This is a genomic window from Providencia sp. Marseille-Q8014 (genome assembly GCF_965112055.1).
Map to the genome: position 1 here is coordinate 2,342,626 of NZ_CBCOPT010000001.1, position 15,289 is coordinate 2,357,914.

At 38.9% G+C, this 15,289-nt stretch carries 15 protein-coding genes; 5 read left to right on the forward strand and 10 right to left on the reverse strand.

Annotation, left to right across the window (positions count from 1 at the left end; genetic code table 11):
* Window positions 1-5 precede the first annotated feature (5 nt).
* The 5 genes from ACWPW6_RS10250 to ACWPW6_RS10270 all read right to left on the reverse strand — a co-directional run bounded on the left by ACWPW6_RS10250 (window position 6) and on the right by ACWPW6_RS10270 (window position 6,599).
* Window positions 6-1,013 (reverse strand): fimbrial protein, encoded by a 1,008-nt coding sequence (locus tag ACWPW6_RS10250; protein WP_163861843.1) that lies wholly within the window; start codon window positions 1,011-1,013, stop codon window positions 6-8.
* Window positions 1,004-3,493, reverse strand: a complete 2,490-nt coding sequence (locus ACWPW6_RS10255) for a fimbria/pilus outer membrane usher protein (RefSeq protein ID WP_163861846.1) — start codon at window positions 3,491-3,493, stop codon at window positions 1,004-1,006. Before ACWPW6_RS10255 ends, ACWPW6_RS10250 begins: the two co-directional genes overlap by 10 nt.
* A gap of 9 nt (window positions 3,494-3,502) precedes the next feature.
* Window positions 3,503-4,204 carry a fimbrial biogenesis chaperone gene (locus tag ACWPW6_RS10260; RefSeq protein WP_154623210.1) on the reverse strand — a complete coding sequence of 234 codons (702 nt, stop codon included), beginning with the start codon at window positions 4,202-4,204 and terminating at the stop codon, window positions 3,503-3,505.
* A 70-nt stretch (window positions 4,205-4,274) separates the two neighbouring features.
* Window positions 4,275-4,859, reverse strand: coding sequence for a fimbrial protein (locus ACWPW6_RS10265; RefSeq protein ID WP_154623209.1), 585 nt, complete (start codon window positions 4,857-4,859; stop codon window positions 4,275-4,277).
* Window positions 4,860-6,431: 1,572 nt separating this feature from the next.
* Window positions 6,432-6,599 (reverse strand): MbeCy, encoded by a 168-nt coding sequence (locus ACWPW6_RS10270; RefSeq protein WP_154623116.1) that lies wholly within the window; start codon window positions 6,597-6,599, stop codon window positions 6,432-6,434.
* A gap of 305 nt (window positions 6,600-6,904) precedes the next feature.
* On the opposite strand from ACWPW6_RS10270, the gene ACWPW6_RS10275 reads away from it, so the two are divergent.
* Window positions 6,905-7,852 carry an FUSC family protein gene (locus ACWPW6_RS10275; protein WP_249998796.1) on the forward strand — a complete coding sequence of 316 codons (948 nt, stop codon included), beginning with the start codon at window positions 6,905-6,907 and terminating at the stop codon, window positions 7,850-7,852.
* Between the two features lie 53 nt (window positions 7,853-7,905).
* A complete protein-coding gene (locus ACWPW6_RS10280; RefSeq protein ID WP_163861852.1) occupies window positions 7,906-8,739 on the forward strand; it encodes an aldo/keto reductase in 834 nt (277 codons plus the stop codon).
* Between the two features lie 248 nt (window positions 8,740-8,987).
* Here the strand turns inward: ACWPW6_RS10280 and ACWPW6_RS10285 are convergent, their stop codons facing one another.
* Genes ACWPW6_RS10285 through ACWPW6_RS10300 form a run of 4 tightly spaced genes read right to left on the reverse strand, consistent with a single transcriptional unit; the run spans window position 8,988 to window position 11,536 of the window.
* Window positions 8,988-9,434, reverse strand: a complete 447-nt coding sequence (locus ACWPW6_RS10285) for a YcgN family cysteine cluster protein (protein WP_208852771.1) — start codon at window positions 9,432-9,434, stop codon at window positions 8,988-8,990.
* Window positions 9,435-9,451: 17 nt separating this feature from the next.
* Window positions 9,452-10,108, reverse strand: coding sequence for a fumarylacetoacetate hydrolase family protein (locus ACWPW6_RS10290; protein WP_154623123.1), 657 nt, complete (start codon window positions 10,106-10,108; stop codon window positions 9,452-9,454).
* A gap of 20 nt (window positions 10,109-10,128) precedes the next feature.
* Window positions 10,129-11,217: a lytic murein transglycosylase gene (locus ACWPW6_RS10295; RefSeq protein WP_249998797.1), complete on the reverse strand. Its 1,089-nt coding sequence runs from the start codon at window positions 11,215-11,217 to the stop codon at window positions 10,129-10,131.
* Between the two features lie 46 nt (window positions 11,218-11,263).
* A complete protein-coding gene (locus tag ACWPW6_RS10300) occupies window positions 11,264-11,536 on the reverse strand; it encodes a YcgL domain-containing protein (RefSeq protein WP_154623156.1) in 273 nt (90 codons plus the stop codon).
* A gap of 129 nt (window positions 11,537-11,665) precedes the next feature.
* Between ACWPW6_RS10300 and minC the strand changes: the two genes are divergently transcribed.
* Genes minC through minE form a run of 3 tightly spaced genes read left to right on the forward strand, consistent with a single transcriptional unit; the run spans window position 11,666 to window position 13,506 of the window.
* A complete protein-coding gene (gene minC / locus ACWPW6_RS10305) occupies window positions 11,666-12,385 on the forward strand; it encodes a septum site-determining protein MinC (protein WP_163861855.1) in 720 nt (239 codons plus the stop codon).
* Between the two features lie 23 nt (window positions 12,386-12,408).
* On the forward strand, window positions 12,409-13,224 hold the full coding sequence (minD, locus tag ACWPW6_RS10310; protein ID WP_154623128.1) for a septum site-determining protein MinD: 816 nt from the start codon (window positions 12,409-12,411) through the stop codon (window positions 13,222-13,224).
* 3 nt (window positions 13,225-13,227) lie between these two features.
* Window positions 13,228-13,506 (forward strand): cell division topological specificity factor MinE, encoded by a 279-nt coding sequence (gene minE, locus ACWPW6_RS10315; protein WP_154623129.1) that lies wholly within the window; start codon window positions 13,228-13,230, stop codon window positions 13,504-13,506.
* A gap of 609 nt (window positions 13,507-14,115) precedes the next feature.
* On the opposite strand, the gene rnd is transcribed toward minE, so the two are convergent.
* A complete protein-coding gene (gene rnd, locus ACWPW6_RS10320) occupies window positions 14,116-15,240 on the reverse strand; it encodes a ribonuclease D (RefSeq protein WP_249998799.1) in 1,125 nt (374 codons plus the stop codon).
* Window positions 15,241-15,289 lie beyond the last annotated feature (49 nt).

Consider the following 15,289-nt stretch of genomic DNA (forward strand, 5'->3'; position numbering starts at 1 on the left):
CCCTATTAATCATAGGTTATGTTGAATTGCATCTTAGCCTGCACTTCACCAGCAGAGATTTTATCTTCATGTTGGTAATAGCGGGCAATATAGTTCATATTAATCGCTTTATCGCGTGCGGTTGCTAACTCACCAACTTTATAAGTTTCACCCCAATGCAATTTTTCTCTTTTATCAGTAAGAACCTGCACGCCAATACCTTGCGCAGAAGATGATTTGGCGGTGTTCGCTAACACCCCATCTTTAGCGGTGGTATTCCGAGCTAATGTGCCATAGAAATTCATATTCACAGAAACGGAATCCGGGGAAATACTCACACCACCATTGCATAATAGATTAATTGGAAATTGTTTTTCCCCTGCTGTGGTTCCCCGTCCTCTAAACTCAGTGCGCCTAACGGTATCTAAATGAACGTCTTGGTTTGCACCTGTCGTAATTTTACAAGACGGAGATACGATGGTAATGGCATCAGCTGATAAATAGGTAATAATCGCAGGTTCAACTGAATTCGGTTTATAGCCATAACGTGTATACTCACCCTGAGTAATTCTCCCTGACCCCGTATTTTCTGCTGTCTTAATGATTTGTAACTTAAATGTTGAGCCAGCTAAATACACATTGATCTTCTTTTTACTTTCCCCTTTGACTTTATAAGTATCAGGGTAAGTCATTGCAACAGCGCCCATACGTTGGAAACGTAGTCCTATCCCTGGGATATTGGTGTTGTAGACTTTATTCGGCCCTTCCGTCACCCCTTTAGCGGTGACGATTGCATCTAAAACAGTTCCACCATAGCACACTGCCCAATAGCTTCCGGTTTCTTTCATCGGCCAGGTTTTTTCTTGTATCACACTACCGACAGGAAGATCAGGTGAGACAATAACTCGGCCAAATTGCATATCGATATTCTCTGCTGGAACCCGACTGTCTCGCGTACATGTCGCATATGCAGAGATACTCGATAGCACTGCCGTGAGTGCTATCCCATGACGTAGAATTGTATTTATCGACATACACTATCCTTACTGGTTCCTGCTTCCAGAGAAAATACACATTGGCCATTATCCCATTTTACAATGGCTTCTTTGGCTTCTTCGTTACTAATAAATACTGTTCCCCCCTGCCCAACGACACCAATAGATTCACCTTGAAGGTTAGTTACTTCAGCACCAAATGGCATAGGTTTTTTATCAAGACGTACAACGTTAAAAGTACGGTTACGTTCAACTTTGGTTCCAAATTTCACTTTAACAATACTGCCTTCATAAGGCACAACTTGACTCGATGTATTTTCAAACACGATATCTTCAGCGCTGCCTTTAGGGTCAATTTCAATATTGTTAATACGATAAGGACGTACATATGGCGCTAGCGCATACCCCCCCTTATTAACACGAACACCTGGTGCACTGATAACTGAAGCACCTTCTGCTCCCTCAGCTTCAATGAGTGCCATTGTCGTTGACGTATTTGGCGTCAGCACAACACCGTCAGAGTGGACGACAACAGAGCCATTCGCACCAACACCAAACTGTCGATACCCTTGCCCTTGGCTATAGTTGGCATTGGTGTTGACATAAGGTGTACGATAACCTGTATTCATCGCAATACTGTGTTCACCACCGCTAGCCGTTGATGTGTTTAGTCCATAAGTCCAATTATTTTCATCATCCAATGTTCCATTAACGCCAAGCTGAGTTGAACCAAACTTCTCGTTATTAAATATGGTGTTTGACGTTAATGTGGTACTTCTGTTGTCACCAAAATAGAGTGGAATATTTAGGTTTAAACTAATACGGTCATCTTTCTTACCATAGGTACTGTTATTATCCGAATAGACTCGCATAAAGTTAATGGAATAAGAGAGACGTTGGTATTGGTTGTTATAGCTAAACTGATATTGTTTTTCAGTGCCAGAACGCTCCCAATAGCTGGATATACGACCAGTAAAATACAGCCCGCCAAACCCATCAGGTAAGTTTTGGTTTACCGTGTAGCTAAAGCCATTTTTTTCACGCCAACGATTATTCGAAAGTCCACGTTTATCGTAGTCAATCGCATACAGAGCATCATTAACATTAAAATAGTCTTTCGTTGAATAACGGTATGCAGCCAACGAAATATTGGTATCAGTTTGTGATATCAATCGGTTAAAAGTGATGCGATAACTCTGACCATTATCAGTTCGATGCTTTAACGCGGTTCGAGATTGCGTCATATCTAGCGCAACCGCACCAATACCTGTATTGATACCTGTACCAATTAAATAAGCTTGATAGTCATCAAACGCCGTTACACCACCATAAAGAGAAAATGTGTTATTTAGGCCGTGTTGAATAGTCCCTTGCATAATATAAGGACGATTGTGCAAGCCATCTGTGTCCGATTTACCCGCGGCAACTTGATAGCGCGTAAAACCAGGACGCAAAAGTTGCGCTAATGATGAATATGGAACACTGAAACTACTTTCACTACCATCAGCTTCTTTTACCGTGACATTTAAGTCATTACCATAACCCGATGGATAAACATCATTAAGAATAAATGGACCAGGTGGTACTGACGTTTGATATATAATAGAACCATTTTGGCGAACAGTGACCAATGCGTTACTTTGCGCTACACCACGAATTTCAGGCGCATAAGATGTCATTCCGTCAGGATACATGCTGTCATCTGTTGCGATTTTTGCACCACGCAAGCCAATACTGTCAAACAGATCGCCATCAGTGTAAAACTGACCGGCTGTCATTTTGGACTTCATGCTTGCAATAGGTCGTTGCAAGTATGTCTGGTTGCTGTTCCAACTGGTGCTTCCGGAACGTTGCCAACTTAAATTACCAATATGCTTTAACAGCCATCCATCAAAAGATAACCCTGCATTTAATCCTAAATAGGCACTGGCATCATTTTGCCCTTGAGAACCACTCGTATGACTATCATAGTAGTTGGCCATATAGGCAACATTAAGTGCGGGTATACCTTTTTCCCAGAATTGTGGTGCAACATACCCACGTGATAAACGTTGCTCGTAAATTTGGGGAACTGAGATATCTAGACGTAAATTTGATGCGTGAAATTTATCATTCACCTCGCTCAAACCATTCCACTCTTTTAACGGTAAACAAGTAGACTCTTGTGAATTGAGTTGTGGGTTTAGCTTTTCTGCGTCGATACCAAAATTGCTCAACATTATTGGCGTGTAACAAATCCCTAAATGACCTTCTTTTTGTCGAACAACATTTAAATCATAGCGCCCTTTCCAATTGCCATTGGTATACACATCAACGGAATATTTACCTTCACTGATTGGCGCGGTATTGAAGCGTTCTAAATCAATATTATCTTTGCTGCCTACTATGAATCCACTGTTAAACTCGTAGGTGGTACCTTCCGCACCCCATGCGTAAAATGTCGGCATCATACATACAGTGACAAAGCAGGTCACAGAGAGTGTATTACTATATTTATTTATTAACTCTCGCTGTTTCATTTTTCTGTCCTATTTAACAGTTGTTTTAACTGCTATATCCGCCCCATAATCATTGATATTGTTCAAAACAATGTTTTCGCCTACTTTAATTGCTTTTTTCAATACCACTGAACTTTGGCTTTTGGGTGCCAGCATAATCGCTTTATCAGTTAACCCATTTTTTCCATCTGTAGAAATTTTTGTAATAGTAATAAAAAATGGTGTTGGGTTATTTATGGTCAAATTGTTTCCATTAGCACTGACAATTAATTTTTCAGGTGCTAACTCACGACTACCTAAACCTACAGGACGATAAATAAATTTAAAACGTGAACGAATTGCCAGTTGTAAAAAGTTTTGATCTTCTTTTCCAGCCGTTCTAACGGTGGGGGGGATATCTAAAATATTCAGCCACCATAAACTTTCCTGATCTTGTGCTAATTGGTTTTTATCCATTAATTTTATACGGAGAGTTTGTCCCCCTTTCGCATCAATTCGAGATATTGGAGGCGTAATTTGAAATGGTGTTTTTATTGTATCTGGTGTTTCAGATGCATCACCGGTATCTAACCACGCTTGTGCGACGGCTGGTCTATCCGCGGTATTATTTAACTGCACTGTAATTTCTTTTTCATTTCCAGGATAAATAAATCGAGTGCCGTTAACAATAATATTATTCGCTAATGAAGATGCACTGAAAACGAAGCAGAAGAATAAAACAATTGCTTTCATTTGAACCTCTAAATAAAAGCGGCAGTGAGCCTACCGCTTAGATAAATATTACTTTTAAATTAATTTAATCTTATTCGTAAGTAATTTCGTAAGTTGCGTAGCTTTCTACAATACCGCTGCTAACAGTATCTGGTGTAGAAGTTGCGTAACCTACGTAATAAGTGAAGCGTGAACCATCAGCAATATCGATTGTTTTTGGCTTAGGCTGAGTAGCGCTGGTTGGGTTGATTTTGGTTTTTAAATCAGAATCAGCGTTAGTTGCTAAAACTAATTGAATATTTTTAGCACCCGTTGAATCTGTGTTAGCTAAATAACCTTCGTTAGCACCAGAAGCACCCGCCAATACGTTACCACCAGTCCAGTTAACGTTTAATACTGTGTCATCATTTGTGCCTTGGCAATTAGTTACATCAATCACAAATGATTTTGGTTTCAGATAAATGTTTGCACCTGCATCTTTAACTTCTTTAACAGAAACAGGAGACAAATAAACTTTAGCATCGCTACCTTGGCCATCAACAGAAATGGTACAAGAAACATCTGTCACTTTACCGTAAAAATTAACTTGGCCACCGCCAGCATTTTCAGTTCCAGCATAAGCAGAAGATGCGCCAATAATTGCAGTTGCAACTGCTGTCAGTAATACTTTTTTCATTATCATTTCCTAATATGAGGGGTTTTATTATTACACTAAACAGGACTTATTAAGTGCCTAGTTTTTTAATAAATAATTAACATAGTGTACTCACCATATATTTAATACGGACACATATTTATTTCTGTGTATTTAAGCTACTACTAATAATTAAATTAAAAATATAGTGTTATCTCAATTAGTCCATCTTAGAATTAATAATCATAACGTGGTCTATATGATTTCGAAGAGAGGATACATAAAAACTTAAATTACATTAAATCGTTTTTATTATTACATAGTGTAATTTTTAATAGATGACACCTATCAAATGAGTGCTATTGATCGAAAAATTTTATTAAGCCAATTCTCTGAATTACTCGTATTATGCAAGTTTATTACACTTGATAATTTATTTTTCAATTTTATGTTACAAATAAATTCTAAAAAATGATCTTATGATAGTTTTTTGTAAAAAATGAAAACAGCAAAATACATCTAAATACGACCATCATTATCGTAATAACTTATTCCAAATTAAAATCCACTGAAGAATGAGTCATCTAAATTTGATAGCTAACCTCTGCATAATATAAATTAATTTTATGTTATGTAGAGGTTGATATTCATTCTTATTTGAGCATATATTTATGAAATAATGATGACACATCATAATTGGACTATTTACTCACTATTGGAGTAATTCTGAGAAGTTAAGCTAACAAAGAGATATTGTGGTGATAAAATACTGGGTATAACCAATATCGTTAGTGTTGATATTGATAATATTAGTCTAGCAAGTGAAATATCTAAGCTAAATTTACTTGGATTTTGATAATTTTTATTAATTTAATATTTTATTTCTTGCCAATAACTAAAAATGTTTTAATGAATAATGGAGCATCAACGTCTTCTGTTAGTAAATGTTATCAATTAATTTGATATATAGCCGTTTTTTCTACATAAAATTTTATCTATTCAAATTATTTTAAAATTGTAACCAATTGATAATTAATATTAAAAAATAATTTGTTTTCTGGGTAACATAGGTCTATAAATCGGCATTCAGAAAACTCTTAAAACTCATCTACAGAGTAAAAATAGCTCACATTTCAACCAAACCTAACTAAAATCGACATTCGATTAAAGCCCCTATCTATTAGGAATCCTATAATCTAACTAAAAATGTAGATGCTAATTGCTAAAATAGCCACATTTTATACAACTTATTCGGGCCATAACATAAAACACACATCATATATTGAATATCTATTGTCGTTAAAAGTGAGAGTTAGATCTCTTTCAATCTATGAGCTGTACATTAATTAATCTTATTTGTTAATCTATCACTCTATCGCTTTCCGCCATTGGCAAAGTCATATGATGTCCATTGGTACGAACAGTAAAACACCCCATCCGCAAGAGAAAAGCGCCATAGAGTACAGGTAGCAGTTAACCTTTATGCGCTATTAAGCGAATGCAATTCACGCTATAGCTATAGCGCAGTAAAGATGCGTTAATTGCCTTCAAATTGGTGAGTGGCGTATCCCGATGTTATGACCAAGTGCGCTCAATAACCGCGCTGTAATGGCACTATGAAGACTTGTGCTCAATATCATTATTCTCGGGATGATCTGGTGCGGCAAAGGCAAGTTCTTTCATCCATTCAGAAAGGATGGGCTTCGTTTTTTTTGCGTCAAGCTCCGCTCTCTCTTTTTTAGTTAACCTAATGACGACAACCTCTGTTTTCATTTGATGCATTTTAATTTCCCCCTTTAGAGGGTTAACCATGCCATAGTCAAGCCAAAGACAGGTCTTAATTACTTAATTTTACAAAAACAGAAGATAACGATACAAACAACTGAAATTAATCAATATATGTATTGATAAAAAGAGACTTGAGACTAGTTGCATGTCGAATTAATTGAAAACAGCGCCATTTACCCTTTTGATAATCTAATAATGAATATAAAAATTATAATATTGTCAGTAAGTTACTCATTGATTACAGTATTCATACTGAACAAATTTGGCCTATATCATAAAATGAGAAGCGAGAACTTCTGATGTCAATTTCTTTGCACCAAATCCGTAGTGCACTTTTACTCTCTCTATGGGTTATTGCTCCTTGGATTTTCGGTATATTCTATGGACAAGCCATGTTTGGCACTCTTATGTCCTTTGGTGCTTATTTATTAGTGGTTTCATACCCTAAATTACCCAAAAAAAATCCAATTCCCGTATTACTACAAGGGGCTGGGATTTTATCTGTCTTTGCAATCATCGGGATTAATGTCACTTTAGGTAGCCTTTTGTTTTTTATTTATGCTGCTCTTGGTGCCCTTATTCAAGGCTATGCTGAATTACGAGCCACGTATTTGCGTTTACCTATCGCATTAGGCGTATTGGCTTATTTTCTTTCAATAGGACAAATACCTTCCCAAGGGAGTTTATTTTATAGTTGTGCATTTACACTCGGTACCTGTTGGGGCGTTATCATTTCTTATCTTCAGCTCCCTCGAAATGAAGCCCCCGCTTCTGCCACTCATATTGACTTACGTTCTCCAGCGGTACAACGCTTCTCCATTGCAATGGTCTTAGTCGCACTAATAGGCAGTGTGCTCGCGACGCTATTGCCTAGCTCACATCCTTGTTGGTTACCGGCTGCGGGTTTAAGGGTGATGAAATCTGAGCGTATGGCGACGTGGGCGCGATTAAAACAACGGGGGATAGGCACCTTACTGGGCGCTGCTGTTGGCGGATTGTTACTTGGTTTTTATGAAAATCAACTATTACATGTCTCACTGGTGGGATTATTATTATTTGCCATGTTAATAATTGGGGCTAAACGCTACGGTTATTGGACATTCTGTTTAACTGCCATTGCACTGACTTTTAATATTACCGCTACCGCTGGGCCTATAATCCTCGCGTTCGACCGAGTATTGCTCACAATTTGCGCACTCATTATTGCAATAACCATACTGTTAGTACTACCCAAATCGACAAAATAAGTTTCGACAAGGTTGATATATTGAATGTAATGCTAATATCAACAGGAGGCACTATGAGCCCGACATATGAATTACTCGATGGATTCCAAATTCCTCAAATTGGCTTTGGAACATATGCTTTAAAAGGCTTACAGGGCACGCGGATCATTGAAAGCGCTTTAAACAATGGCTACCGTTTACTCGATACTGCATTTAATTATGAAAATGAAGGCATCGTCGGTAGAGCAATAAAAAATAGTTCTATTCCAAGAGATCAAATCAGTGTGACTTCAAAGTTACCTGGGCGCCACCAGCAATATAATAACGCAATACAGACGATTCAAGAATCTATCACACGTCTAGGATTAGACTATATTGACCTGTATTTGATCCACTGGCCAAACCCGAAAAGAGGAACGTTCGTTGAAGCTTGGCAAGCTTTAATCGACTCACAACGTTCTGGCTTAATAAGAAGCATTGGTGTCTGTAATTTTCTTCCTGAGCACATCGAGATTTTAGAAAAAGAAACAGGCGTGCTCCCTGTCATTAACCAGATAGAATTACACCCTAACTTTAACCAAGCAACACAGCGTCAATATCATGCATCAAAAGGCATTATTACGCAGTCATGGAGTCCATTAGGACGAGCTGGAAATTTATTCTCTCACCCAACGCTGGTCAATTTGTCTAAAAAATATAATCAGACTGTGTCACAGATTATCATGCGCTGGCATTTACAATTAGGTGCATTGCCGATACCAAAATCCGCGCACTCAACTCGTCAGATTGAAAATATTGATGTTTATGATTTTATCCTGTCGTCAGAAGATATGCAGGCAATAAATGCATTATCTTCAGTAGAGGGAAGACTAAGAAACCAAGACCCAGCAGTGTATGAAGAGTTTTAAATACGGTTTAGGAAGTGATACAAGCGGTTGCAGTAACAGCCCTATCGAATAAGGCTGAGGTTGTTGACAAAGCGGGATAAAAGCGTGATTTTTCCCGCTTTGTGTTATCAGCCGAAAATCAATAAATTGATTTTCCTCGTTTATTTTCAAAAACCCATTTGACTTGCCGCCAAACATAATAGGTTTGTCAGCAGTATGAACCCTATCGAATAGGGCTGTTATATGATCCCGTGTCAATGAACACGTGATTATGTTCTGTCTACGGGACGGTTCATTATATGGTCTTCCCACTCAACCACATCTTTTTCCCTAACGGCTATGTGCCGCACAGAAATCCTTTCCGCATGCATTGCCGCTTTTGACCCCGTCTTTAACGGATGCCATGCAGGCAATGTTTTCCCTTCAAGCAACAGACGATAAGCACAAGTATGTGGTAGCCATTCAAACGTCTCTAAATTGTATCGATTAAGTTTGATACAATCTGCCTCATAGCTGAAACGGTCTTCATAATGTTTACACTGGCACGTTTTGATATTTAATTGATTACAAGCCACATTAGTAAAATAAATTTCATCTGTGTCTTCATCCATCAGTTTATGCAAGCAGCACTGCCCACAACCGTCACACAGTGATTCCCATTCATCGTCAGTCATTTCATCTAACGTTTTTACCTGCCAGAAAGGCTGAGACATAATACTTAATAATCCTATACTTATATCACTCTGGTCGTTAACGAGTGATCATTAATTGAGAGCTTTAACATATCACCCGATGTCAATGGTCCCACACCTTCTGGGGTTCCTGTCAAAATAATATCCCCCGCACGTAAGGTAAAAAAGCGAGACATATAACTAATCAATGGCAATATGGGCGTGATCATATCACGAGTCGAGCCTGACTGGCGAATTTCGCCATTAATCTCTAAGGACAGCTGGGCACTTTGTGGGTCACCAAAGCTATTGACAGGAATAAAACCCGAAATTGGGCAAGACCCATCGAATGCTTTACTTTTTTCCCATGGTTGTCCCGCTTTCTTAAATTTTGCTTGTAAATCTCGTAGCGTTAAATCTAACGCCACCGCAAAACCCGCAATTGAACGAGAAACCCGATCTTCATCGGCATTCTTTAATGGCATACCAATCAAGACAGCTAATTCAATCTCATGATGCACTGCTCCCAGATCTTTTGGGATCACTATCGGTTGGTTTGCATCACATAATGCAGTTTCAGGTTTAATAAAAATAACAGGTTCTTCTGGGTGTGCGGAGCCCATCTCTTTAATGTGTTTTGCGTAATTACTGCCAACACAAACTACTTTATTTGCAGGAAAATCCAATAAGGCACCTTGCCAGTCACGATGTTGGTACATAGTTGTAACTCCTATTATCGTTATTGTATTTTTTGAGCAACGCCGTCAGCCATCAAGCATACACTCAAAGCAAAGTAATATGAGCGATTCCAATGCATAATAGTGCGGAAATTTTCTGTCACTAAGTATGCGCGCCCCTGCGGATCATCAGGGATAACAACCCATGTTTTTACACTGGACGGTAATTGTGCGAATGCTGGTAATGTGACGCCAAGTTGTTGCCACTGAGCAACGGTTTTACCCTGCTCTGCTTTAACCCCTTCGAGCTGTTTATCAAAATCAGCTGGCAATGTAATTTGGTAACCCCACGGTAAAGCGGCTTGCCAGCCTTCTGTCGAAAGATAATTCTCGATGGAGGCAAAAACATCTGCCGTGTTATTCCAAATATCCATTTTTCCATCACCATCACCGTCCGCCGCATAAGACAAATACGATGTTGGCATAAATTGGCTTTGCCCCATGGCTCCAGCCCAAGATCCTTTTAATTGCTGATCTTCTGGGATATAGCCTTTGTCCATAATTTCCAATGCAGCTAGCAATTGTTTGCTAAATAAAGCTTCACGACGCCCTTCAAATGAAAGTGTTGCTAATGCTGAAATAACATCTTCTTTACCTTGGGAACGACCGAATCCACTCTCTAGTCCCCACAAAGAAACAATATATTGAGGCGGAACACCATAACGTTTGCTAACCGCATTTAAGATTGCTTCGTTTTCCCAATATTTTTGAGCACCTGCGTTAATGCGCGAGGCGGGTAACACATTCTTTAAATAGCTTTCTAAAGTCACGGTGGCTCTTTTTTCAGGTTGCCCTTTATCGGCCTTAACCACACGCTCAATAAAATGGATATTAGCGAATCCCCGTTCAACCGTGCTCGGTTTAATTCCTTGCGCTATCGCGTGCTGTTTTAATAACTCAACATAAGCCGGAAATTGTGTTGGCTCACGATTTTCAATTGGAAATGCTTTATCTAGCGCTTCAACTTCTTGCGCAATTGCGACATTTTGTTGAGTAGTCAATTGTTTCGGTGCAGCTGAAACCGGTGGCTTCGCTGAACAACTCACTAAAAATAAGCCGCTAATTAAAGTAAATAGTAAAGTTGGTTTCATTTCATCACTCCCACCGGTCAATTATCATTTCAGGATTATCCTAATTTTATTCGCTACAAGACTCACGATATTCAGCGAGTAAATTTTCAACTGGTGGTGGAAATTGAAGATAATATCCGACTTCAATTAAATCTGCTTTGACCTTTTCAATATCAGCATTTGCCAATTTATCGCGGTTTGTAAGGGATAATGTCATCGCAAACTGTGGAACGCCGAATTGTTTCATCAGTTCTTCGGGGACTCGAGAAAAATCATCTTTCTTCTCAATATAAAGATATGTTTGATCACGGTTAGGACTACGATATATTGCACAAATCATTATATTTAACTCTTTTTCTTGGTTCATTGGCTTGCTTGAGGAATGCAGTAACTATAACATGCTATTGTTTTACAGAATATCGTCTCCCGAAGTTTGTTTCGGATATTTTAATTTGCTGAGCCCGGATAGATGTCACAGTCGCCAATAGAACTCAAAGGCAGTAGCTTTACTCTTTCAGTGCTTCACTTACGTAGTGAAGAAACTAAACTCATCAAAAAAGCGCTTCAAGATAAGGTAAGCCAAGCACCTGACTTCCTTAAAAACGCGCCTGTGGTTATTAATATTGCCGATTTAACAGCGAATGCGGATTTATACAGTATCCATAAGGCTGTTATATCAGTTGGTTTAAGGGTTGTCGGAATAAGTGGATGCACCGATCCTTTATTACGGAAGAAAGTCAGTGATGCAGGTTTAGCGGTACTGAGTGAAGGCAAAAGCCAAAAAGCCGTTGACATTCAGCCTGAATCAACGCCGTCTAACGTTGAAATTGCTTCGCCAGCGGACCCTGAGTTTAGTTATCGAAAAACTCGAATTATTAATAGCCCAGTTCGTTCAGGTCAACGAATTTATGCCCCAAATAGTGATCTTATTGTCACAAGTAATATCAGCGCAGGTGCAGAATTACTTGCAGATGGTAATATTCATATATATGGCATAATGAGAGGTCGAGCTCTTGCGGGCGCCTCAGGTGATACTGAAAGCCAAATTTTTTGTACACACCTGCAAGCCGAATTGGTGTCTATTGCGGGTGAATATTGGCTGAGTGATCAGATCCCTTCTGAATTTCTCGGCAAAGCAGCGAAACTTTGTCTCGTTGACAACAGATTAAATATTGAAAACTTAATTTAGACCTTATTTACAAGGAATTATTCATGGCACGCATAATTGTTGTTACATCTGGTAAAGGTGGCGTAGGTAAAACCACTTCAAGCGCGGCCATAGCTACAGGCCTAGCACAAAGAGGGAAAAAAACAGTTGTGATCGATTTTGATATCGGTCTGCGTAACCTCGACCTTATCATGGGATGTGAACGCCGAGTAGTGTATGACTTCGTTAACGTCATTCAAGGTGATGCCACGTTAAATCAGGCACTCATTAAAGATAAACGTACAGAGAATCTCTATATTCTACCTGCATCACAAACTCGTGATAAAGATGCCCTTACTCGAGAAGGCGTTGAAAAGATACTCGACGAATTAGGTAATGAATTAGCATTCGACTTTATTGTCTGTGATTCACCAGCAGGTATCGAAAGTGGTGCATTGATGGCACTTTACTTTGCAGATGAAGCGATTATCACTACCAACCCAGAAGTCTCTTCAGTACGCGATTCTGACCGCATCCTAGGTATTCTTGCCTCTAAATCACGCCGCGCCGAAAAAGGTTTAGACCCTATCAAAGAGCACTTATTATTAACCCGTTATAATCCAGGAAGAGTGACTCGTGGCGATATGTTGAGTATGGAAGATGTCTTAGAAATACTCTGCATTCCATTAATTGGTGTGATCCCTGAAGATCAATCCGTATTACGTTCATCAAACCAAGGTGAACCTGTGATTTTAGACACAGAATCTGATGCTGGTCAGGCATACAGCGACTGTGTTGATCGTATTTTAGGTGAAGAACGCCCTATCCGATTCATTGAAGAAGAGAAAAAAGGTTTCTTGAAACGCCTATTTGGGGGGTAAATAATGGCTTTATTGGATTTCTTTCTGTCGCGGAAAAAACCGACAGCAAATATCGCAAAAGAGCGATTGCAAATCATCGTAGCAGAACGTCGCCGCGGTGATAGTGAACCTCCTTATCTTGCTGATATGAAAAGAGATATTTTACAGGTTATTTGTAAGTATGTTCAAGTTGACCCTGAGATGCTTTCTGTACAATTCGAACAAAAAGACGACGATATCTCAGTACTTGAATTGAACGTGACATTACCTGAAGGTGATGAGCTAAAAACAACTGAGAAATAATCATAGCAAATAGCCGTTGTTTTTAAGTGATAAATAGCGGCTCGCTTTATCAGTTTTTCAGTCAATTGAATTGGCTTAATCATTAGTAAGCTAAATAGCCATAATATTTTTATGGCTTGGGTTTTCTATCGCTAAAATAATGTTTGCGATTCTTTTAGATAAGCTCTCTGCTTGCAATATAACCAAATGTTAAACACCGCATCTTCTAGATTACCCTATTAGCATAACGCACTATCTATTCACGCTAATTTTAATCCTCTTCACCAAAATAAAGACTCATCGGCAATAAAACTTATATACAAGATCGACAAAATAACGGGTCAGTTATCTTTTCAGGAATAGAGGCGATTAACAATAACTTTAAAATGATAAACTTCATTCCACATCTTGCCTGCTATTTTGGCTAAATATTGTTCTTTGATTATTTTTCAAAATACAGAAACAACCTTTCACAAAGAGTGAATAAAATGCTTTTAATATGCCTAAGGATTATATGGGCAGTTTTACCCAAGGTCTCATTAACGCTATGTTATTCTTTGTTGAGAGAGCCTTAAATCCAGCGAGCTCGATTTAAGGCTACAATTTGGTCGAATAACGCGGGGATACAAACTAGTGTGTTTGATTAAGCAGTTTTGTAATGGGTTCCGCTAGCAAGCGACCTCGCCAACCATCTAATAATTCAGGCTGCTTAGACAAGGATTTAATCCCCCAATGTACCGATAACAACTGATTAATTTGTCGACGAGATGCCAGTAATTCAGCATTAAATTTTTCATGTTCAGCGATTTCTTTTACTACCGCCTTAATTTCTTTAAATAAACTTTTATACTGGGATTGTTCGTTCAAGTTTGCAACCATTGGCGGATAGTCGCTTTCATTCATTTGTTTGGCTTTTTCCACAATACTGAGCAATCGTCTTCCGTGACATCGGATTTCTTGCCCCGTGAGTCCCAAAGCATCAAGTTCACCTAACGAACTAGGCAAGTAACGAGCCACCTTCCATAAATGTTCTTCTTTAACAACAAAATTAATGGCCATATCACGTGCTTTGGCCTGATTTAAACGCCATTCAGCCAGCATTTGCAAACAAGCAAGCTGTTCATCTTTAAGCTGACACACATTCGTGATGTTTCGATAGGCTAGCGCCGGATCCGTGATTTTCTGTCTCCGTTCAACGGTTCTTTGACACTCTTCTAAGGCATCAGCAAGATAGCCCTCTTCTTCCACTTTTTGCATGAGAATTTTCGCTAATGGCAACAGATATAAAACATCTGCTGTCGCATATAGGCATTGTTTTTCACTGAGTGGACGCGCTAACCAATCGGTTCGAGATTCACTTTTATCCAGCGTTACCCCTAGATATTCTGCAACTAAAGAGGCAAAGCCACACGAAATTGGGTAACCTAAAAATGCGGCGATCACTTGGGTATCAACCATCGGCTCAGGGACACATTGAAAGTCATGCAAAAATACTTCAAGGTCTTCACTACCTGCATGCAAAAATTTAGTGACAGTCTGATTAGTCAGCAACGCTTTAAACGGTGAAAAGTCGCTGATTGATAAAGGGTCGATCAATGAAACTTGTTTTCCATCATAAAGCTGTAGCAAACCTAATTGTGGATAATAAGTTCGAGTACGGACAAATTCGGTATCCAATGCAAGCCAATCAGCTTCACTTGCCTGCTGACATACTTGTGCAAGCTCACTGTCCGTTGTTACTAAACGATAATTCAAAACAAATTTCTCTTTTTATATACTCATCACAGTAACGCCGGTAAAAACC